We start from the raw sequence: 19,753 nt of genomic DNA, 5'->3' as shown, positions 1-19,753 counted from the left end.
TTTGCTCACGGCGTTGTTTTTCAAATGCCTCGTCGATGGCCGCCTGGCGTTTGGCGTGGCGCACCTGCATCTGGCGGATGACCTCATCGACGCTGACGTCACGGCGCGGCAGGAAGTGGGCCAGGAGGGTCTCCAGGTCCGCGCAGCCGAGCAGGGGAAGCGTGTCGGCGGCCGCGACGCGCTCCTCCAGCATGCACAGCATCGCCATCATGACCAAGGCCATGTGGTGATGCCAGGTACGCCAGCCACGTGCCTGGTAATGATCCAGTCTGGCGTGGCTCTTACCATCTTGGAAGGTGCGTTCCACCCAGAAGCGCTGTAACCGGTAACCCCGCGGCGTTCTTCCCCGCCCGCCGCCGATTCGGACAATGCTCCCCATCATCCGCGACACCGATGGGAGCAAGCGATGGGTATCACCGAGAAGCGCGTGCGGCGTAGCCGCGCGCAATGGCGGCCGTGATCGAGCGTGGCGAGCGCAGCCCGCTGGGTATATCCGGGTTTTGCCGGGCGGAGGGCCTCGGCACGGCGAGTTTCTACAAGTGGCGCCAGCGTTTGGCCGCCGCTGCCCCGAGTGAGGCGTTGGCGCCCGTGAAGGAACCCAGGTTTCTGGACCTGGATCCGCTGGCCGGCCCGATTAGCAACGGGTCGGCCTGGGACATCGAGCTTAAACGGGGCGCGGGCGTGGTGCTGCGCCTGCGGCGCGGTTGATGTTCTTTCCGGAAGCGCGGGTCCGGGTGTTCGTGTATGGCCGCCCGGTGGGCATGCGCAAATCCTTTACCGGGCTGAGCGCACTCGCCAAACAGGGGCTCGGGCAGGACCCGCTGTCGGGGCATTTACTGGTCTTTATCAACCGCCGCGGTAATTACATTAGGCGCTGTATAGGAATCGTACCGGCTTCTGTCTGTGGGCCCAGCAGCTGGAGCGCGGGTGTTTCGTGAGCGACTGGCGCACGAGGGCGAATCGGGAGACGGCACTCAACAATTTCAAGAAAGTCAATCCGTCAGCATCGCGGCTACGGTGACGCGCTGGCAGTGTGTCGAGCCGTACTCGTCACCCGGCCCCGCCAACATCGGTACGACTGGTGCCCGCACGCGCCGAGCGTCTTGCCCGAGCCGTTGGCCCTCGACCGTCAGACCCTTCCGCTCGTCGACCCATGCGGCCTCCCGCGTCTGTTGGTTCGCAAGGGACAGTTGCAGTACCTCGATTCTGGTCCGGGGGAAAGCCTATGACCTTTGGCACGGGTGGCCTTGACCTCGCTCGCCCAGACCGAGGAACGGGCCGGGCACATCAACCTCAGACACTCCCCGAGCCCGCACCTCCCGCATTCCCCCCTCCAAACGGGCACCTTGCGCCCTCACGCCCCGATCGTTCGTTACGGCATCCTTGCCGCACGTCAACTTCCCGTGCGGCCCCCAGTCGATGCGCCTTCTCCGTCTGTCAAAACTTATGCTTGCTGCGCTCCTGTCGCAGTCGGTCGCCGTGTCGGCGGCGCCCGGGGTCACCCCTGGGGCCGCACCTTTGGGCGATGGCGTGGCCATCAAGCACATGACACGCCTGCCGGTGGCAGGCATCCAGGCGGTCGAAACCACGGATGGCCGACTCCTCTTCATCACCGACAACGGCCGGTACCTGATCCGGGGCACCGTCATGGACCTCTGGCATGGCGCGGAACTGACCTCCTACCAACAGGCCGAGACGCTGGCCGGCCGGATCGATCTGCAGCGCCTCAAGCTTGATGTCGCCGACCTGGGCGCAATCAACGACGGGGCCGGCCGCGATGTCATCGTCTTCGTCGACCCGCAGTGCGAGCACTGTCGTGCGCTGTACCAGGACCTGCCGGCCCTGACTGACCGCTTTCGGTTTCGCCTGATCCCGCTGCCGCTCTCGGCACCGTCGCAGCCCGTGGTCCTGGCGCTGCACTGTCTGGCCGCGACCGATCCCGCTGCCGCGCTCAAGGCCCTCTTGGCGCACGACGATCAGTTGCCGACGCCGACCGGGGCCTGTGGCCAACAGACCGCTCAACGCACCCTGGTCACCGCCCAGATCCTGGGCATCCAAGGCACACCGTTCCTGATCGCGCCGGACGGGCGCATACACCAAGGGCAGCCCGACGACCTGGCGGCTTGGCTGGAACCGCCGAAGCCGATCGGTGAGGACCGCCAATGAGCCCATCAATGCTGCGACTCGCGCTCATTCTCATCGCGCTGGCCCTGAGCGCCTGTGCGGAAAACACCAAGTATGCCTGCCCAGGAATGCCCGATAAGCCGATGTGCCTACCACCGTCTGAAGTCTACGCCATCACCGATGGTCAGGGGCCCACACCGGCCGCGGCCCGACGTCCCAGTACCCTGAACACCCGCTGGCAGGTGCCGTGCTGTGGCGGTACCAATAACCAACCCGGGAGCTTGCAGCCATGATCAACCGGAGGGCGTTTGCCTACGCCACGTGCTGTCTGTGGGCCTGGTGCCTCACCGGCTGTATTCCGCTCGGGGCCACAAAAGCCACCGTCCGGTCCGACCCCGTTGACCAGCGACCGGCGGAGTTTACGCCGAAACAGGCGTCCTCCACCACGATGCAGGTCTGGTTGGCCGCCTGGGAGGACCAGCGTGGTGACCTCCATGCGCCATCGACCGTCTACGTCGAAGTCGATCCCACCAAGTGGAGCTACGGCGAGCAGTCGCCGTCCTCCCGCTACAGCGTACTGCGCCCACTCCAGGTGGAAACACGCACCGAAGCGCCACCGCCGCCGACCGGAATAGGCGCGAATAGCGGTATCGATCCACGCACTCAGGCTGCCATCCCGCTGCCGCCAAGTACCGGCCGGCGTGGCGCCTAGTGAACGCGATGCCATAACAGCCAACCCAAGCAACGCTTATCGGGCGTACTGGGTCCGCTATCCCATCATCCACCAATATTCAACCAGACAAGAGGAAACGACCATGCCACTGAGTCATCCAGCACCACCGACGCTCGCGTCCAGCCTGCCCCGCCAACCGCTGATCGGACTGGCGGTCCTGGTCGCATTAGCCATCGCCATGCTGCTGGTGGGTACGGCACAGGCGGGGACGACCGGGACCGAATTTACCCCGCTCTATACCATGCTCACGGGTTGGATGAGCGGTTACTTGGGGCGCATTGTCGCCGCCATCTTCATCATCGTCGGCCTGATCGCGGGGATCACCCAGGGCAGCGTCATGGGCTTCGCCACAGGCATCGCGGCCGGCGTCGGCATGTTCCTGGCGCCGAACATCATCGACGGGACGGTCACGGCAACCCTGCCCGTCATGGTCATCGTGGGCGGCTAAGAACGCCACCCACCCACAGCAACATTCAAAGAGACAAGACCCATCACCATGAAACCGAATACTCCCTTATCGAACCATCTCCCGTCCGTCCTGTCCCGCCAACCGGTGGCCGCAGGGTCCTTGCTGGTCCTGTTGACCATCGCCGCACTGTTCATGGCAGGAACGGCCCATGCGGGTACCGGTGGGACCGAATTCACCCCGCTTTACACCATGCTCACCGGCTGGATGACCGGTTACTTGGGACGCATCGTCGCCGCCATCTTCATCATCGTCGGCCTGATCGCCGGGGTCACCAAGGGCAGCGTCATGGGCTTCGCCACCGGTATTGCGGCCGGCGTCGGCATGTTCCTGGCACCGAACATCATCACCGCAACAGTCACGGCAACCCTGCCCGTCATGGTCATCGTCGGCACCTGAGCACAGCGTCCCGCACCGACCGGTATCCGGTCGACCGGGGACGGCGTCAGTCCTGTACCCCTTCGTGGATGCTCCGCCAACCGCTGGTCATCTGCCTGTCTTCACTGGAAAAGAGTGCTCATGAATCATCGCAGGTTCCAAGGCCAGCGGGCCGCTGACCTCTTCCCCGTGCTTGCCTACGATTCCGACACGCACCTCTTCCAGTGTGACGACCGCACGCTCGGGTTTGGTTTCGAGTGCGAGCCGCTGGCCGGCGCGGACCCCGCGCAGGCCGACCGCCTGTCGATGCTGATCAACCTCGACTGGCCCGCCAACACCCTGATGCAGATCGCCCTCTGGACCTCGCCCGACCTGGAAGAGCAACTGGCCCGGATGCAGGTGCTGCGCATCGGCCATGGCGATGAGTTACTGCGCACCACCACCCAGCGGTGTGCCCAGTTTCTGCGGGCCGGGACCGATCGCGCCCTGGGTCCCGGCAGCGATCTGCGCCTGCGCGATCTGCAGGTGATTGTGACCATCAAGCTGCCGCTGGCCGACACCGTCGCCCACGAGAACGAACTGCGCGAGGGCAAGGAACTCGCTGCCGCCGCCTTCCAGGTCCTCAAGACCGCCGGCCTGTACCCGCACCCACTGACCGCGGACCGCTACGTCCGCATCATGATGGTCATTCTGAACTGGGACCCGAAGGCGGGGTGGCGCGACCACATCGTTCCCGACTGCGACCCCAATCTGCTGATTCGCGAGCAGGTCCTGGATTTCATGCACGCCATCGAGGTCGACGCCAAAGGGATCACGATCGGCCCTGAGCGCATTCAGACCATGAGTGTGAAGCGCTTTCCGGACCGCGTCGGGTTTGGCATGGCGGCGCGCTATCTTGGCGATGCCATGTCCGGGTCGCGCGGTATCCGCCACAATCTCCTGGTCGTGATGAACCTGAGTTTTCCCGATGCGGAGAGCAACCGGGTACAGCTCAACGCGGGGCGCCAGTTTGCCACCCATCAGGCGTCGCCGAAACTGGTGAACTATCTGCCCGCGCTCGCCCATCGCAAACATGGGTATGACGTGTTGTTCCAGTTGCTGGATGAGGGTGATCGGGCCGTGCAGTGCTACCTGGGGTTAGTGCTGTTCACGCCCCAGGCGGATGCCAATGCCGCGGCCTCCAACTTGCGCACCTACTGGCGGGAACTCGGTTTCCAGGTCATGCCGGATCAGTTCTTCAGCCTGCCGCTGTTCCTGCACTGCCTGCCGTTCGGGCCGGATCGCGAGGCGTTACCCAACCTGATGCGCTACCGGACCCTGGCGGCCAGTCACGTCACGGCCCTGATGCCGGTCTTTGGCGACTGGAAGGGCGCCGGCGATCCGGTGCTGAATCTGGTCGGGCGCAACGGCCAGCTGATGAATCTGGACCTTTTCGGCTCGCTCAGCAACTACAACGCCGTGGTGGCGGCCTCCAGCGGCTCAGGCAAGTCCTTCCTGGCCAATGAGTTGATCTCGACCAATCTGAGCATTGGCGGGCGCTGTTGGGTCATTGATGTGGGCCGTTCCTACGAGAAGCTGTGCGACACCCTGGGCGGGCAATTTATCGCCTTTACCCGAGAGTCGAACATCTCGCTCAACCCCTTCGAGTTGATCCGCGAATGGGGCGAAGAGGAGGATGTGATCATCGGCTTGGTGGCCGCGATGGCGGCACCCACGGAACCGCTGACCGACTTTCAAACCTCGGGCATCAAACGGGTGCTCAAGGAGGTGTGGGATGAGCTGGGTGGCGCGATGAACATTGACGCGATCGCCACGGCGCTCACCGCCTGTAGCGATCAGCGGCTCACCGATGTGGGCAATCAGCTCTACGCCTTTACCTCGGCGGGGGAGTATGGCCGCTGGTTTCAAGGGCACAACACCATCGCCTTCGACCGGGATCTCGTGGTGTTGGAGCTCGAAGAGCTGAAGGGCCGCAAGCACCTGCAGCAGGTCATCTTGTTGCAGCTGATCTACCAGATCCAACAGGTCATGTACCTGGGGCACAAGGGACAGCCCAAGCTCGTCATGATCGACGAGGCCTGGGACCTGCTGACCCAGGGCGACGTGGCCAAGTTCATCGAGTCCGGTTACCGACGCTTCCGCAAATACAACGGCGCGGCGATCACCCTGACGCAGTCCCTGGCCGACCTGTACGCCAACCCGACCGGGCGGGCCATCGCCAACAACAGCGCCCACACCCTGCTCCTGGCCCAACCGGCGCACGCCATCGACCAACTGCTGGCCGAGAACCGGCTGCCGATGGGCGAGGGGGCGGCGGAACTGCTCAAGACGGTGCATACCGTGCCCGGGGCCTACTCCGAGATCATGATCCTCACCAGCGACCGCGGCGGCGGCATCGGCCGGCTGGTAGTGGACGACTTCCGGCGGCTCCTCTACTCGACCCGCCCCACCGATGTTGCCGCCATCCAGCGGCTTCAGGACGGGGGGCGATCGGTCACGGAGGCGATCAACCAGTTGCTGGAGGACCGGGCCGGTGCCTGAGTCCGTCGCCATCGATCCGGGGTCGCCGGTCACGGCGCCACCCACGCGCGGCCGGGCCAGCGGTCTGTTCCTGGTCGTCATCGCCAGCCTGGCCGGCGCGGCGGGCGGCTACGCTGGCGGGCAGTGGGCGACCCGCCCCTTGGTCGCTGAACTGGCCACCCGTCCCCCGGTGATCATCATCGACATCGCCCGCGCGATGCGGGGTGTGCCGTCCGACCAACTGGGGGTCAGCATCGCGCGGCAACGCGACCTCGCCCGCCAACTGGCCGACGGCGGGGTGCTGGTGCTGGACGCCGCAGCGGTCATCGAAGCGCCCGCGACCCTGTTCCTGCGCCCGCGGGGCACGCCGTGACTGCCACGCCACGCCCCAATCCGCTGGCGACCAGCGAGTTCTGGCGCCGCGCCGGACCGGTGTTACTGGTGCTCGCCGTGCTTGGATTGTACCTCGGGACGCGCTTTCGGCTCGCCATCGACGGTCAGGTGCATCACTGCCTGCCCCCCTATACGGTCTGGTTGATCGACCGCCACGACCGGCGCCTGGTCCGGGGGGCGCCCGTCGCCTTCGTCGCCGGGAACCGGATGGAACCCTTCTTCGGGCTCGATCAATCCGTCATCAAACGCCTGGCCGGGATACCCGGCGACCACGTCGCGGTGACCGCCGAGCACACCACCAGCAACGGGATCCAGGTCGGCACCGGGCTGGCCCTTGCGGCGACCTTGGGCCGCCCGGCCAGCGACTTCATCCGGACCGAGACCGTCCCCGCCGATGCGGTCTGGATGATGGGCGACACCCCCGACAGTTATGACGCCCGCTATTGGGGCGCGCTCCCCCTGGCCCAGATTCGCGGAAGAGCCTATGCCTTATTTTAGAGTGGGCACCACCCTGCTGAGTGTGCTCATCAGCCTGGCGCCCTTACCGACCCTTGGCGCCGACGCCGACCCGCTGGGATTGCGGGCCATCCGCGATCAGGCGCACGGGATCGAGGCCGCTGCCGGCCGCGCCCAAGCGCCGTCCTGGTTACGCACGGCGCCAGACCCGGCGGCGGCCGGCGCCGGCTCGGCCTTGGGGCAGACTGAACTGGCTCGGCAGGGGCAAGCCCCGGTGTCCGCCTCTGCCTGTGAGGACCTGGGGCAACTGTGCGGCGCGCCGAAGCCGGCCGCCGGGCCGAGTGCCGGCGCGGCTCCCGGCACCGGCATCACCTACACCGTGTTCGTCTCCCGCGCCCTGGGTACCGAGGCCTTGCGGGCGATCTTCCGCGGGGCCATCGGGGCGGACGTGCGCGTCGTCTTTCGCGGCATCAACCCGGGCGAGCGGATGATGGATGCCATCCACGACCTCCAGTCCCTCCTCAAAGACCTCGACCCGCTGCCCACGGTCGAGCTCGATCCCACGCCCTTCCGCGATGGCGGGATCACGGTCGTGCCCGTCATCAGCGCCCGCGACGCCACCGGCGAGGTGGCCCGGGTCAGCGGCCTGTCGGCGCCGGACTGGTTGCGTGCGCAGTTGGGCGCCGGGACCCGCGGCGATCTGGGGGTGCGCGGACCGGTGGTCACCATCAGCGAACCCGACCTGATCGAAGAGATGCAGCGTCGCGTGGCGGCCCTGGATCTGAACGCCATGCGGGAGGCGGCGATCGGGCGTTACTGGCAGCGGGCCGCCTTCGAGGTGCTCCCGGCCGCCACCACGGCCCGGGAGCGCACCATCGATCCGACGATCACGGCCCGCGCCGACCTGATCCTGCCGGATGGGACCGCACTGATCCGCGCCGGTGACACCGTCAATCCGCTCGATCGACTGCCCTTCACGCATCGCCTGGTCATCTTTGATGCGTCCGACCCCCGCCAGGTCGCGGTCGCCCACCGTCTGGGTCAGACCGCGGGGGCGTTGCGGCCGCTGTATCTGGCCACCGCCTTCGACCGCACCCAGGGCTGGGATGGCCTGCGGGCCGTCGAGGACCGGCTGGACGCCCCGGTCTATCTGCTCACCCCGGACGTGCGCGCGCGGTTTGCCTTGGAGCGCGTACCGGCCATGGTGGAGGCCCGCGGTCGGGTCTTTGTCATCAGTGAACTGCCCGTCGCGCCGACCCCGGAGGTCCGCCATGACTAACCGCCCGGCCCGAACACTCATCGCCACGGTACTCGCGTGGTGCCTTGCCCTGACCAGCCTCACGCCCATCCCGGTGCTCGCGTCCGATCCGGGCTGTCCGGATGCCAAGCTGTTCTCCGCGAAACTGATCACCGATATCTGCTGGGCCTGCCTGTTTCCGATCCGTATCGCCGGGCTGTCCCTCTTTGGCGGGAGCGTGCCGGCCGGGGCCTCGCGCCAACCGGCCTGTCTCTGCAACGACGGCGGGGGCTTCCCGCATCCCGGGCTCACGATCAGCTTTTGGGAGCCGGCGCGGCTGGTCGAGCTGACGCGCGCACCCGGGTGTTCACCGACGCTGGGCGGCATGCGCTTGCCGCTGGGCAGCAAGCGGCTGCTCGGCACCTCGGGGAAAGCCGATTATGACTCGGGGGATGGGGGCTTCCAGAACTATCACTGGTACGCCTTTCCGCTGCTGTTCCTGCTGGATCTCTTCGTCGATAGCCGCTGTAACCGCGACGGCATCGTCGATTTCGACATCCTCTATCTGTCCGAGATCGATCCGACCTGGAACGACGACGAACTGGCCTTCTTCACCAACCCCGAGGCCGCCTGGCTCGCCAATCCAGTGGCCCTCGCCGCGTGCTTAGGCGATGCGGCGGCGGCCACGGCCGGCACCCCGCTGGACGCACTCTTCTGGTGTGCGGGGACCTGGGGCAACCTCTATCCCTTCAGCGGTCCGCAAGGGACGCTGGGCTCGCGGGCGCGTGCGACCAGCTTGTCACTGACCCGCGCCTTGGCGGCGCTGCACCGCCGCGGTCTGGCCCGACGCACCATGGGTGACGATGCCGTGTGCAAGGCGCCGATCGATGTCGTGATGAAGAAGACCGGTTACAAAATCTCGATGTTCTACCCCTTGCCGGAAACCCAGCGCGCCCACGTCATCGGCGAGAGCCCGTTGCGCTGGGGCGAGTGGCGCAACATTCCCGGTCCCGGGGAGGATCATGTCTACATGCTGTGGCGCTGGTTGGACTGCTGTGTTGCCCTCTTCTGAGTTGCCCCGCCGGGGTTGGTTGATGCGCCTCGCCGCGCCGATCTTGAGCGTGGCCATCGCCTGGGTGCCCTGGGCACTGGCGTGGGGTGACGACTTCCGTGACGCCATGCAGGCCGGCCAGGGCGCGGGCGCACAGCTGCGCAGCGCCGTCACGGTGCCGACGACGGCCGGCAGCACGCTCAATCTCTTCCCCGGGAACAGGGCCGGCGACGTGTCGTTCAGCACCCTGTTCCCCGGTGCGCAGAATGGCGGCGCCGGTACCTTCAGCGCGTACTACGGGGACCACACCGGGGCCGTGATGCAAGGGCAGAACGCCCAGAGTGCCCTCATGAGCACCGACTCCCCGACGGGGGCCGGTTACCGCACGCTGCGCGCGACGCTTGACCGCTCGCGCCCGGACATGCGCAACGATCCCCTGTGGTCACAGACCGACGACGTCCTGACCAACTTCGCGGCGATCAGCCGTACCTTCGCGGAATGCACACTGGCCACGACCTTCAAGCAGAGCGAACGCCAGACCCACGTCGCCGACCTGCGCACCTGCAATCGCTTGGAAAAGCTGGGTGGCAGCTGCGCCCTGTACCACGATTACAGCATTGCGGATACCGTTGGAATCACGCCCTGGGGTGGTGCGCTCAAGCAGTCCTGTGGGAGCGGCTGTACGCAGATCACCTATAACCACCAGGAAAGCGCCAATGAGAACATGGGGCGGGGCTATCCGTCCTCGCCCGCTCCACAAACCTTCGGCTACACCGTCGCCGATAGCCGTCGGGTGACCTCGGCATCCGTGTCCGTTGCACCCAGTGGCCCGTCGTTCGGCACCTTCCAGATCGATCAATATACCGAACGCTATCAAGTCAATTTTGACAATTACTCCTATTACGCGGCGAGCGGCGCGTCGTTTGAGTATGTGAACCGTCCCGGCCTCTCCATGGACTGGACGGCCTATCTGAAGGACGGGGCGTCGTTCACCATCGCGAACGATTTTGCGTTTCGCACCACGGGGCCGCGGGAGTGGTGGCGCGGCACGGCCCCCTACACCGTGACGGTGACGCTGCACCACGCGCTGAAGGTCACCGATCGCGGCTGGTCGAACAATCCGCACTGCCGGGACCTGGCGAAAACGCTGCGGGGCAGTGGCGGGTTCTGCGCCGGGAACATCACGTGCACCGCCTCCCCGCCACTGGGCCGCAACGGCTGTTATGTCGCCGCGGGCGGGACCGTGTGCCCGCGCAATGTGCAGCCATCGCCCATCCCGGGGGTGAATGCCCTCTGCCGACAAGCGACGGTGACCTCCGACTGCTCGGTCTTCAACCGCGGGCCGATGCCCTGCTGGATCGACGCCCAGGGCCATCAGCAATGTCCGTTCAATGAGGGGACTACGCCCACTGACTGCACCGAGCTGGAGCAAAACCCGCAGTGCGGGTTCCTCAAGTCCGTCTGCGTCCCCGGCGCACAGGACGCCAACGGCAACTGCTACCTCCACGAGGAAACCTGGGATTGCGGCACGCTGCACAGCATTCCGGTCCTCGATCGCCTGTCCACCATGGACTGTGCCGGCCCCGTGCGGTGTATGGGGACGGATTGTGCGAGCTTTCCGAGCGAACAATCGACCGATTTCGCCAAGGCCGCCGCGGGGCTCCAGGCCGCCCAAATGGCCGCGTCGGATATGACCTGTGATGCCGGGGGTGACTGCACCGTCTTCACCGGTAGTCCACAAGAATGCAAGCGCGCCGTCGGTGGCATCGTCAATTGCTGCAAGACGCCCGGCACCACCAACATGACGGATTATATTACACTGGTCACGGACATGGTCAAGATTGACAACGCGTTGATGTCACTGGATCAGCAGAACGTGGTGCGGGGGGCGTGGGAAACGCTGCGGGGTCCGGTGTCCTCGACCTGGAGCGCGATCCAAGAGACCTTCACCAGCGCGGCCAACAACCTCATGGGCAATGTGGCACCAGCCGCGACGCAGGAAGCGGAAAAGGCCGTGGCGCAGGGTATCACCCAGACCATTATGCAGGACACGGCCCAATGGGCGGCCCAAACCTTCGGTGATGCGGCGGTCAATCTGCTGTTCTCCACCACCACCGGCGGGTCCGCCGTGGTCAATGGCGCGGTGCAGGGCACCCTGCAATTGGGTGGCGGGGCAGCCCTGCTGGGGGCCGTCCTGGTGTGGGTGATGTGGGCCTACCTGGTCTACCAGATCGTCATGATTCTGATCAAGATCATTTGGACCTGCGAAAAAGATGAGTTCGCCTTGGGCGCGAAGCGCGAACTGAAGACCTGTGTCGGGGTGGGTGGCTACTGCAAATCGAAGGTCCTGGGCTACTGCGTCGAGAAACGGGACGCGTATTGTTGCTTCACGACCCCGTTGGCACGGATTCTCCAAGAGCAGGTACGCCCGCAGCTCGGACGCGGCTGGGGAGCCCCCGATCGTCCGGACTGCCGGGGGCTGAAGATCTCGGAGCTGGAGCAGGTTGACTGGAACCGGGTCAACCTCGACGAGTGGCTCAGCATCCTGGTCGAAACGGGGCACTTTCCGACCATGGATAAGCTCAACATTGAGGACCTTACCGGCACGTCAAGTGTCCTGTCGACCAATGGTCAGCGACCAAACGCCGCCGCTCGCTCGACCCAGCGCACGGACGGGATCAATAGCGAGCAGGTGCGCAAGGATGCCGCGGGTGGCGGCTGGAGCGCGACCCTGCCGGCCTTACCCTAGACACGAACAACGCAGGGGTCGCCCTCCAGCGCGTTGCCGTCCCGCTCTCGCGGTACTGGGCACGCGCTGCTCGGATTTCACTTTTCGGCCTTAAGAGACTGTTGTACAAAACCTAAAGTACGGGCGCGGCAAATTTATGGGCATGGTTATGCACAGGGATTGTGGATAAGTTTCCCGGCCAGCGATCGTCGTGGAACCCCTGGCCGACCGCCACCAGGTCCCGCTGTCGCGCTGGGTCCCCCAAGCCAATCGTGCGTTGCGACGGGGGCCGGCCAGCCGCCGCTCCGATCGGCGATCCGGCGCCGATCAGGTAGCCGCGGCCGGTCGTGTCAGGCCGCCGCCGCGTCGTCCTCCAGGACGGCATGATCGAGGACCATCAGCGCCGCCCCCGTTTCGGCCGCCACTTCGTCGGCGCGGCCTTGGCGCTGCGCGGACTCGCGGGCCCGCCGGGCGAGGTTGATGATCTCCCGGCCGATGCGCAGTAGGCGCACCCGCCACGCAAACGCGGCATTGACCCGCTGGTTGCTGGCCAAGACGCCGTTCATCCACAGGGTATCGATCGTGACCATCAGTTGGTCGAGCGATTGGATCAGGGCACAGTATTGGCCCATCTGGGGCGAATACACATGCACGGTCAGCGTGCGCGGGGCCTCGTAGCGCGGGATGCGGGTGATGCCGTGCTGGGTGCGCAGCAGCTCCATTTTCTCCTGCTCCTGATGCAACGCGAGTGCGAAGTCGTTGAGCAAGGTGTTGACAATCACCTCGACCTGATCCATCTCAGCGTTGTTGCCGATGATACGCAGGATGACGTCGATCGCATACAGTGCGGAAGAGACCTGGTACAACCCGCGCTGGATCAGGCGCTGGGCGTGGTCGGATTGGATGGTGATGAGCTCGTCGAACACCGGACGGCTGAAACGACGTTTCGGCTCGGGGCGTTGCGATGCAGTGCGGGGTGCAGCCATGGGATTGTGCGAGGCCTGATCAGAGTAGATAGAACGCCTAGAGTAGAGTGCACCCGGGCGATTGGTAAGCCCCTGAAGATTGCAAAAAGCGAGCACTTTTCGGGAGGTGGTGCGTTGCCGTTGCCGCACGAAAAAAGGACTTGCAAAACTGCGCCAAGCGCGCTAAATAGTATTCCCTCAGATCGCGCTAGCTGGGCGCGTAACAAAAGCAGCCAACACGAGTCCGCGACTGTTATTCAGCGCCATCGGGTGAACCCGCGACGCGCATTCTGACGGGCCAATCACAACGGCTTGACGGGCGGTTATGCCTGATACTCACGCCGTCTTCGCTGCGTACCGTTTTCCCCCTTTCCCCTCCTGCTGATGCAGGTGCTTCTGCGCGACGCGGCCATCGGTCAGCCTCGAGAACGACCGTTCCCCTGTCCCCTGCGATCCTTCTGCTGCTGCGCGCCGCCCGGTCCGCAGCGGACAGGCGAACAGTGTCCGTTCTCCATGGTGAGAACGGCGATGACGCTAGCTGGGCGTCCGACAAAAACAGCCAAACCAATGCGTCACGTTCGATCACCCAACCGGGGCATCACCCCCCTGGGGCGTGATGTCCCTCCACACACGAAGGAGGACATCATGTCCAAAGGTATCAACAAAGTCATCCTGATCGGTAACCTCGGCAACGAGCCGGATGTCCGCTACATGCAGAACGGTGATCCGGTGGCTCGCGTGAGCCTCGCGACCAGCGAATCCTGGAAGGATAAGAACACGGGCGAGACTCAGGAGCGCACCGAATGGCACCGGGTGGTGTTCTTCGGCAAGCTCGCGGAGCTCGTCAAGCAGTATCTCCACAAGGGCTCTAAGATCTATGTGGAAGGCCAACTGCGGACCCAGAAGTGGCAGGATAAAGAAGGCATCGACCGCTATACGACGGAGGTCGTTGTCAGCGCCCGCGGAACCATGCAGATGCTCGACGGTCGCCCGGTCGGTGAGAACGACTCACGGTCGACGAACCCGCCTGGTACCGACGCACGGCGCCCGCCGGCGAACCAAGCCCAACCGTCCGGCGAGGACCACAACGGCGCAATGCCGTTCGACGATGACATCCCGTTTATGCGACATGAAAGTCGTTTCATTGCGTGATTGCGCTAATCAAGCGTGCAGTCCGATTCGACTTGAAACTGTCCATCTGATCTGACCGCCCCCGCCCCGGGGAGACGCGTTCTCCCGACAGGGGAGGTGTGTCTCCTCGGGTTCAACACACCCAGGAGATAGACCATGACGATTGTCGCTATTGTAGTGCTGCTGGTCATTGTGGTGCGACTGGCTCGCAAGCGACCGCCGGCACCCAAGCCGCTGCGTCCCATCCCGAGTGCACGACCAAATGATCGGTGGAATGCCTACTGCCGACCGGCTTACACCCGGACCAAGAAAGGGCGTGGAACGGCGCAGAAACTCGCCGACTTCCATCGCGTTGAAACCCCCACACTCCCGCCGGGCCTCGCCCTGGTGGAACCGCAGCCGAATCCGCCGCGATCGGTTGCAACGGCTGTTGCACGCCTGCGCCAGTCGATGGATGCCCGCAACGGGCAGGCCGGATAACACGGCGCTGCGCTACGCGCGTCACGGATGGCGCCAAGAACTGAACCGACGCAACCCCCTGGGGAGCCCACCGACTCCCAACAGGGATGGTGCGTCTCCCTCGGTCATCAACCCTCGGAGACACACCATGGCAAGCATGAAGAAGAACCCATTAGCGGTCGTTCCCGGTACCGGCGCCGTCTCTTGTCGCATCCCGGTGGCTGCCGCCGTCCTGGCGGAAATCGGTCTCGATCCAGGCACCTGGGCGGTCCTCACCGACAGCATTTTCCCATCGGCCGACACCCCCGAAGGGATCATTCTGGCGGTCAGATACTGCCAGGCCCGTGGCTTGGACATCATGAAGCGTCCGGTCCACGTCGTACCCATGTGGTCGAGCGCGCTACGACGGTATGTCGAGACGGTCTGGCCGAGTATCACCGAAGTGCAAATTACGGCCGCGCGGACCGGACTCTGGGCGGGGCTGGATTCCCCGCGGTTTGGTCCTGACCAGACCAAGACCTTCTCCGGTACGGTGAAGCGCAACGAGCAATGGGTGGAAGTCCAGGCGACCGTCACCTTTCCGGAGTGGGCCGAAGTCACCGTTTACCGCCTGGTGAACGGGGTCCGTTGTCCCTTCTCGGAAATGGTCTTCTGGGAGGAAGCCTATGCGCGTCAGGGCAAGTCCCCGATCCCGAATGAGATGTGGCAGAAGCGTCCCCGCGGGCAGCTCCTGAAGTGCGCGAAAGCCGCATCGCTGCGGGCGGCCTTTCCCGAGGAGGCCGGCGAGTATACGGCCGAGGAAATGGCCGGGAAGGTGATCGAGGTGGACTCCGTACCCATGGCGTCCGTCATCGACTCCACGCCGGTCACTGTCCAGGCCACGGTGCCAAGCGTTTCAATCGACACCGGGCTTATGGAAAGAAGCCGATGCGCGGCAAAGCAAGAGGCTGCCGCAGCTGGGGCAGCGCCCGTCCAGCCTGCGACCGCGACGATCCCCCTGAGTGATCAGGCCAAGACCACGGCCATCGATGAGGCCGTCCAGGCGCAGATCAAGAAACTCGTGGCACGAGCCACCACCACGAAGGCGTGGGGGCAGGCCGAGGAGTATGCGCGGTCACGCTTCAGCGGGGACCAGATGGTCCTTGCCCTCCAAGAGTTGACCACGGCATCTGAGGCGTCCGTCAAGGATGCCCAGGCACAGGCCGCCTGAACGACACGTCAGACCGCCATGGGCGGTGGTCGCACATCGCCGTTTAGACCCACCCCAAGGGGCACCCGCTGCCCCTGGGGGCATGGTGCCCCTGCCTTTTGATAGGAGCACCGAATGATGAACGTGATCGATCTGCCCCAGCGGACACCTGCGTGGCTGGAGTGGCGGGCTGGTGGAGTGTCCGCCTCTGACGTCGCCATTCTTCTCGGGCTGTCGCCCTTTAAGACGCCATGGCGTTTATGGGCCGAAAAGACGGGGCTGGTGCGCTCGGAAGCGGAACTCTCAAGCGACTGGTTCCGCAATAAGGGAACCGGCGGTGAGGACGCCGTGCGTTGGGCGTTTGAGGAAAAGCACGACACGATGCTCCTGGCCCTCTGCGGGGAGTCTGAGGAACAACCGCTGATCCGGGCGTCCTTTGACGGCATCGACGACGACGGCCGCCCGGTGGAGTTGAAGGTGTCGTGTCAGAAGGTCTACATGGAGGTGCTGGATCTTGGCCGGGAGTCGACCGCGTATAAATTGTACTGGCCACAAGTCCAGACTCAACTCTATGTGTCCGGTCAGACCCTGGGATGGCTGGTGTTCTACTACGGACCCGGCGCCATGGTCGAGTTTGAGGTGGAACGCGATGAGGTCTTCATCGCGCAGACGCTGGTTCCGGGGTGTCTGGACTTCTGGGCGCAGATTCAGAACAAGAAGGAGCCGCCCAGAGATCCTGAGCGTGACCTCTATACGCCCAAGGCCAAGGAGCTGGAGACCTGGACCTTGCGGGCCGCCGAGTACCGCAAGGCGGCTGCCGCCAAGACGGCGCTCGACAATCAGGTCAAGACGCTGAAGGCCAGTATTGATGTCATTGAAGAGTCCCTGGTCGCCATGATGGGCGACTTTCTCGTGGCCGAAACAGCGGGCATCAAGGTCCTGCGGTATGCCCAGCGCGGCCTCATCGCCTACAAGGACGCCGTGGCCGTGTTGCTCCCTGAGCTCGATCCGGCGGTGCTGGAGACCTACCGTGGCGCGTTGTCAGATCGCGTCAAGGTCACCGTGCTGAAAGAGGAGAAGGCCCAGGTGCCGTTCGACGAAGCCAAGGTGGAAGCGGTCCTGCAGACAGCAGAGGACGATAAGGGCTGCTTCTTTTAAGGCCCGTTCGATCACGCGAACAGCGACAACCCCGGGTTCAGGCCCGGCGGTTGTCCCTTGCGGACGCGCCGAATAGAGCGTACGCAGCGGACAACCGGATTGCGCTTTGTCCATGCCGGACATCGCCATGACGCTAGCTGGGCGTCCGATAAAAGCAGCCGAAACGATCATAAACCGATACCTGTCTAAGGCATACGAGGGCATAGCAATGCGAACGTTAGATGAATTCTGTCGGGCTGCATTACAGTCCGATCATGGACTGAGCAATCCGCGGGCAGAAACCCAAAGACTCCGCGATGGAGACATGCTGCTCTGGATTAAGGGCGACGAAGGTTATTCCTGTGTCCAGATGCCTGAAGGGGTCATCCGACTTCCGTGTCCGTGCTATATCACAGGAACAGTCACTTCTGTACCGCTGTTTCATCAAGAGGCCCGACTGCGTGTGGCGGAGTATATCCGCCAACTACAGAAAACGGTCACTGACGAGATGCCGGATGCAGATGAAGCATGCAGCGATCAAGATGGCATCTGCGATTGCTGTGGAACAGCGTTAGTCCCTCAAATGGACTACGTTGACGGAGCCAGTATTGGGTGCTGTTACGCTTGTTTTTGACAGAAGGTCCTTGAGAAGAGGACCGAACCCGGCGTGAGGTCTAGACCCGAGTCATCGTCGCCGTCAAACGATAACCCCCCCGGGGCACCTACTGCCCCAAAAGGCCATGGTGCCCTCTCTAACGGAGAGACACCATGAAGAAAGAGGATTGGCGTGCGCTCCTGCGTTGGCTGGAAAGCGCCAGCGATGCCGAACTCGAAACGAAGATTCTGCGGATTGAAGCCACGTCTGAGGCCTTCAGGGAAGCGGGGCCGCAGGCGGATGCCAGACAGATGATCAGCGCCATCAGGATCGAGTTGGATGCTCGCCACGCGATCCGTTGAGAACCGCAAGGTGTTCGCGTGTTTGGAGCTGGCCATTGATGCGGTCAAGCGACGTCCAATCATCGTGGACGATGGCCAACAAAGCACGCGTCTCAAGCGTTTGACGACGCTTCTTGAGCCGTTGCTCCATGTACCGGAAGAACACCGGAAACGCTGATCGGCTTGCGCGATACAGATCCTCGCGAGTCCTGATTCGACGGATGTCGATCCCCGCATAACCGAAATAGGACGTGTAGAACCTCCGACCATCGGCCGTGAACGCAATACGCCCGTCCGGGGTTTGCGAGAAGTCGGCCGTGTGGCCAGTTGATGACGTTTCCAAGACCTTAGCCTCTGCTGGTGGCTTTCCCGCAAGCCTACCACGAACGACCAACACCCACCCCAACCGGGGAGACCAGTGCTCCCCCAACGGGAGGCGTGCGTCTCCTCGGGTTCCTTAACAGACCCAGGAGACCACCATGAGTGCCTACCAACGCTTCGATGTCGCGACCACCTTCGGCGTCCAGGCCCGTGCCGGGCTGGAAGTCGTCGGCTTCGCTGACGAGACCCATCCGCACATCCCGGTGCGCAAACCCTATGTGTTCCGTAACGAGGTGTTGCGGGACGTCCTCGCCTTCCTGCGCGATCCCAGTGGAGACGGCCTGTTCCTGACCGGCCCCACCGGGTCCGGCAAGACCAGCCTGGTGACGCAGGTCGCCAGCCGGATCTTCTGGCCGGTGCAGTCAGTGACCTGTCACGGTCGCATGGAACTGCATGCCCTGCTCGGCCAGTTCATCCTGGTGCAGGGCGAGACCAAGTTCATTTACGGTCCGCTGGCCGTGGCCGCCCGGGATGGGCACCTGCTGATCCTGAACGAGAGTGATCTGATGGACCCGTCGGAACTGGCGGGACTGAACGACATCATCGAGGGCCAGCCCCTGGTGATCGCTGAAAACGGTGGGGAGGTGATCCGCCCGCACCCGAAGTTCCGGGTGTTCGCCACCGGCAACTCGGTGGGCGCGGGGGACGGCTCGGGCCTCTATCAGGGGGTTTTGCGCCAGAACCTGGCCTTCATGGACCGCTTCCGGGTGGTCCAGGTCGGTTACCCCGAACCCGCGGTCGAGAAGGCGATCCTCAAGACCCAGGTCCCGAAGCTGCCGGACCTGATCGCGGAGAAGATGATCACCGTCGCCGGTGAAATCCGCCGGCTGTTCGTCGGCGCCAAGGAGGGTGGGGCGGAGCTGACGGTCACGATGAGTACGCGGACCCTGGTCCGCTGGGCCGGCCTTTCGCTGACGTTCAAGGGTGCCCCGAAGGTCTTCGAGTACGCCTTGTCCCAGGCCCTGACCGCCCGCGCGGACCCGGAACAGCAGGAGGCGATCCACCGGATCGCGGCCGATGTGTTCGGCGACTACTGGGATGGGTCGCAGCCGTGAACGGCAAGACCTACGAGCTGTTCCGTTTCACCCATCCCGACGGATCGGCCAAGGAGTGGGGCTACGCCGAGATGGGCACCGGTTCCGGGCTCTTTGAAGTCCGCTGGGGAAAAGCCGGCCAGCTGGTGCAAAGCCAGCCCGGTTTGACCCGCGCGATCATCCATCAGCGTCGGACCGAGAAGATGAACAAGGGCTACCAGCCGGTGGGGCGGCGCCTGATCAACACGGAAGGGGAGGTCAGGCACCTCCCGCGCATTCAGTCGGCATCCGAGCACCAGCCGGCACCGCCGCCCCCGCCGAAGAAACCGCAGAAGTCCGCCATCGACATCGCTGCCCTCCTGGGTGGGGATGAAGACGGCTTCTACTTCTAAACCAACCGTCCAATCCAACCGCCAACCGCGGCGCCTGTGGTCG

General features: G+C 64.5%; 22 protein-coding genes and 1 pseudogene. 21 read left to right on the top strand and 2 right to left on the bottom strand.

Translation table 11 applies throughout. The features are described 5' to 3' along the window. A pseudogene (locus tag QZY44_RS33235) lies at positions 1-382 on the bottom strand (hypothetical protein); the annotation flags it as partial. 65 nt (positions 383-447) lie between these two features. Between QZY44_RS33235 and QZY44_RS33230 the strand changes: the two are divergent. The 13 genes from QZY44_RS33230 (at position 448) to traN (ending at position 12,107) form a co-directional block, all read left to right on the top strand. Continuing rightward, positions 448-708, top strand: coding sequence for an IS66 family insertion sequence element accessory protein TnpB (locus tag QZY44_RS33230; RefSeq protein WP_295457884.1), 261 nt, complete (start codon positions 448-450; stop codon positions 706-708). Further along, positions 708-938, top strand: a complete 231-nt coding sequence (gene tnpB, locus QZY44_RS36070; RefSeq protein ID WP_365305804.1) for an IS66 family insertion sequence element accessory protein TnpB — start codon at positions 708-710, stop codon at positions 936-938. Before QZY44_RS33230 ends, tnpB begins: the two co-directional genes overlap by 1 nt. 508 nt (positions 939-1,446) lie before the next feature. Beyond that, a complete protein-coding gene (locus tag QZY44_RS33225; RefSeq protein WP_295457881.1) occupies positions 1,447-2,166 on the top strand; it encodes a DsbC family protein in 720 nt (239 codons plus the stop codon). An 8-nt stretch (positions 2,167-2,174) separates the two neighbouring features. After that, complete coding sequence (locus QZY44_RS33220) at positions 2,175-2,417, top strand: conjugal transfer protein TraV (RefSeq protein WP_295457878.1); 243 nt, start codon at positions 2,175-2,177, stop codon at positions 2,415-2,417. Next, entirely contained in the window at positions 2,414-2,836 is a 423-nt protein-coding gene (locus QZY44_RS33215) for a TraV family lipoprotein (protein ID WP_295457875.1), read from the top strand. The genes QZY44_RS33220 and QZY44_RS33215 overlap by 4 nt, the downstream gene beginning before the upstream one ends. 103 nt (positions 2,837-2,939) lie before the next feature. Then, the gene (traA, locus tag QZY44_RS33210; RefSeq protein ID WP_295457873.1) at positions 2,940-3,305 is read left to right on the top strand and encodes a TraA family conjugative transfer protein; all 366 of its coding nucleotides are present in this window, start codon (positions 2,940-2,942) and stop codon (positions 3,303-3,305) included. 48 nt (positions 3,306-3,353) lie between these two features. Then, positions 3,354-3,722, top strand: a complete 369-nt coding sequence (gene traA / locus QZY44_RS33205; RefSeq protein ID WP_295457871.1) for a TraA family conjugative transfer protein — start codon at positions 3,354-3,356, stop codon at positions 3,720-3,722. Positions 3,723-3,842: 120 nt separating this feature from the next. Continuing rightward, positions 3,843-6,242 (top strand): type IV secretion system protein TraC, encoded by a 2,400-nt coding sequence (gene traC, locus QZY44_RS33200; protein WP_295457869.1) that lies wholly within the window; start codon positions 3,843-3,845, stop codon positions 6,240-6,242. Further along, positions 6,235-6,594: a hypothetical protein gene (locus QZY44_RS33195; protein WP_295457866.1), complete on the top strand. Its 360-nt coding sequence runs from the start codon at positions 6,235-6,237 to the stop codon at positions 6,592-6,594. The genes traC and QZY44_RS33195 overlap by 8 nt, the downstream gene beginning before the upstream one ends. Then, on the top strand, positions 6,591-7,112 hold the full coding sequence (gene lepB / locus QZY44_RS33190; RefSeq protein ID WP_295457863.1) for a signal peptidase I: 522 nt from the start codon (positions 6,591-6,593) through the stop codon (positions 7,110-7,112). Before QZY44_RS33195 ends, lepB begins: the two co-directional genes overlap by 4 nt. Beyond that, positions 7,099-8,349 carry a TrbC family F-type conjugative pilus assembly protein gene (locus QZY44_RS33185; RefSeq protein WP_295457860.1) on the top strand — a complete coding sequence of 417 codons (1,251 nt, stop codon included), beginning with the start codon at positions 7,099-7,101 and terminating at the stop codon, positions 8,347-8,349. Before lepB ends, QZY44_RS33185 begins: the two co-directional genes overlap by 14 nt. Continuing rightward, positions 8,342-9,379, top strand: coding sequence for a TraU family protein (locus QZY44_RS33180; RefSeq protein ID WP_295457858.1), 1,038 nt, complete (start codon positions 8,342-8,344; stop codon positions 9,377-9,379). Before QZY44_RS33185 ends, QZY44_RS33180 begins: the two co-directional genes overlap by 8 nt. Before the next feature lie 22 nt (positions 9,380-9,401). After that, the gene (gene traN / locus QZY44_RS33175) at positions 9,402-12,107 is read left to right on the top strand and encodes a conjugal transfer protein TraN (RefSeq protein WP_295457855.1); all 2,706 of its coding nucleotides are present in this window, start codon (positions 9,402-9,404) and stop codon (positions 12,105-12,107) included. 329 nt (positions 12,108-12,436) lie between these two features. On the opposite strand, the gene QZY44_RS33170 is transcribed toward traN, so the two are convergent. Further along, positions 12,437-13,072, bottom strand: a complete 636-nt coding sequence (locus QZY44_RS33170; protein WP_295457852.1) for a hypothetical protein — start codon at positions 13,070-13,072, stop codon at positions 12,437-12,439. A 624-nt stretch (positions 13,073-13,696) separates the two neighbouring features. Here QZY44_RS33170 and ssb point away from each other — a divergent pair. The 8 genes from ssb to QZY44_RS33130 all read left to right on the top strand — a co-directional run bounded on the left by ssb (position 13,697) and on the right by QZY44_RS33130 (position 19,710). Continuing rightward, on the top strand, positions 13,697-14,203 hold the full coding sequence (ssb, locus tag QZY44_RS33165) for a single-stranded DNA-binding protein (protein ID WP_295457849.1): 507 nt from the start codon (positions 13,697-13,699) through the stop codon (positions 14,201-14,203). A gap of 135 nt (positions 14,204-14,338) precedes the next feature. Then, positions 14,339-14,662, top strand: a complete 324-nt coding sequence (locus QZY44_RS33160; RefSeq protein ID WP_295457846.1) for a hypothetical protein — start codon at positions 14,339-14,341, stop codon at positions 14,660-14,662. 127 nt (positions 14,663-14,789) lie between these two features. After that, complete coding sequence (gene bet, locus QZY44_RS33155) at positions 14,790-15,851, top strand: phage recombination protein Bet (RefSeq protein ID WP_295457843.1); 1,062 nt, start codon at positions 14,790-14,792, stop codon at positions 15,849-15,851. Positions 15,852-15,965: 114 nt separating this feature from the next. After that, the gene (locus tag QZY44_RS33150) at positions 15,966-16,988 is read left to right on the top strand and encodes a lambda-exonuclease family protein (RefSeq protein WP_295457840.1); all 1,023 of its coding nucleotides are present in this window, start codon (positions 15,966-15,968) and stop codon (positions 16,986-16,988) included. A 747-nt stretch (positions 16,989-17,735) separates the two neighbouring features. Then, the gene (locus QZY44_RS33145; protein WP_295457838.1) at positions 17,736-17,924 is read left to right on the top strand and encodes a hypothetical protein; all 189 of its coding nucleotides are present in this window, start codon (positions 17,736-17,738) and stop codon (positions 17,922-17,924) included. Then, on the top strand, positions 17,902-18,081 hold the full coding sequence (locus tag QZY44_RS33140) for a hypothetical protein (protein ID WP_295457835.1): 180 nt from the start codon (positions 17,902-17,904) through the stop codon (positions 18,079-18,081). Before QZY44_RS33145 ends, QZY44_RS33140 begins: the two co-directional genes overlap by 23 nt. 301 nt (positions 18,082-18,382) lie before the next feature. After that, the gene (locus tag QZY44_RS33135) at positions 18,383-19,339 is read left to right on the top strand and encodes an AAA family ATPase (protein WP_295457833.1); all 957 of its coding nucleotides are present in this window, start codon (positions 18,383-18,385) and stop codon (positions 19,337-19,339) included. Continuing rightward, a complete protein-coding gene (locus QZY44_RS33130; RefSeq protein ID WP_295457830.1) occupies positions 19,336-19,710 on the top strand; it encodes a hypothetical protein in 375 nt (124 codons plus the stop codon). Before QZY44_RS33135 ends, QZY44_RS33130 begins: the two co-directional genes overlap by 4 nt. The last annotated feature ends 43 nt before the right edge of the window (positions 19,711-19,753 follow it).

Origin of the sequence: uncultured Thiodictyon sp., from assembly GCA_903837595.1 — a bacterium.
Taxonomy (GTDB): Bacteria; Pseudomonadota; Gammaproteobacteria; order Chromatiales; family Chromatiaceae; genus Thiodictyon.
The sequence above is the reverse complement of the archived record's forward strand: the minus strand, read 5'-3'. Positions and strand labels throughout refer to the sequence as shown.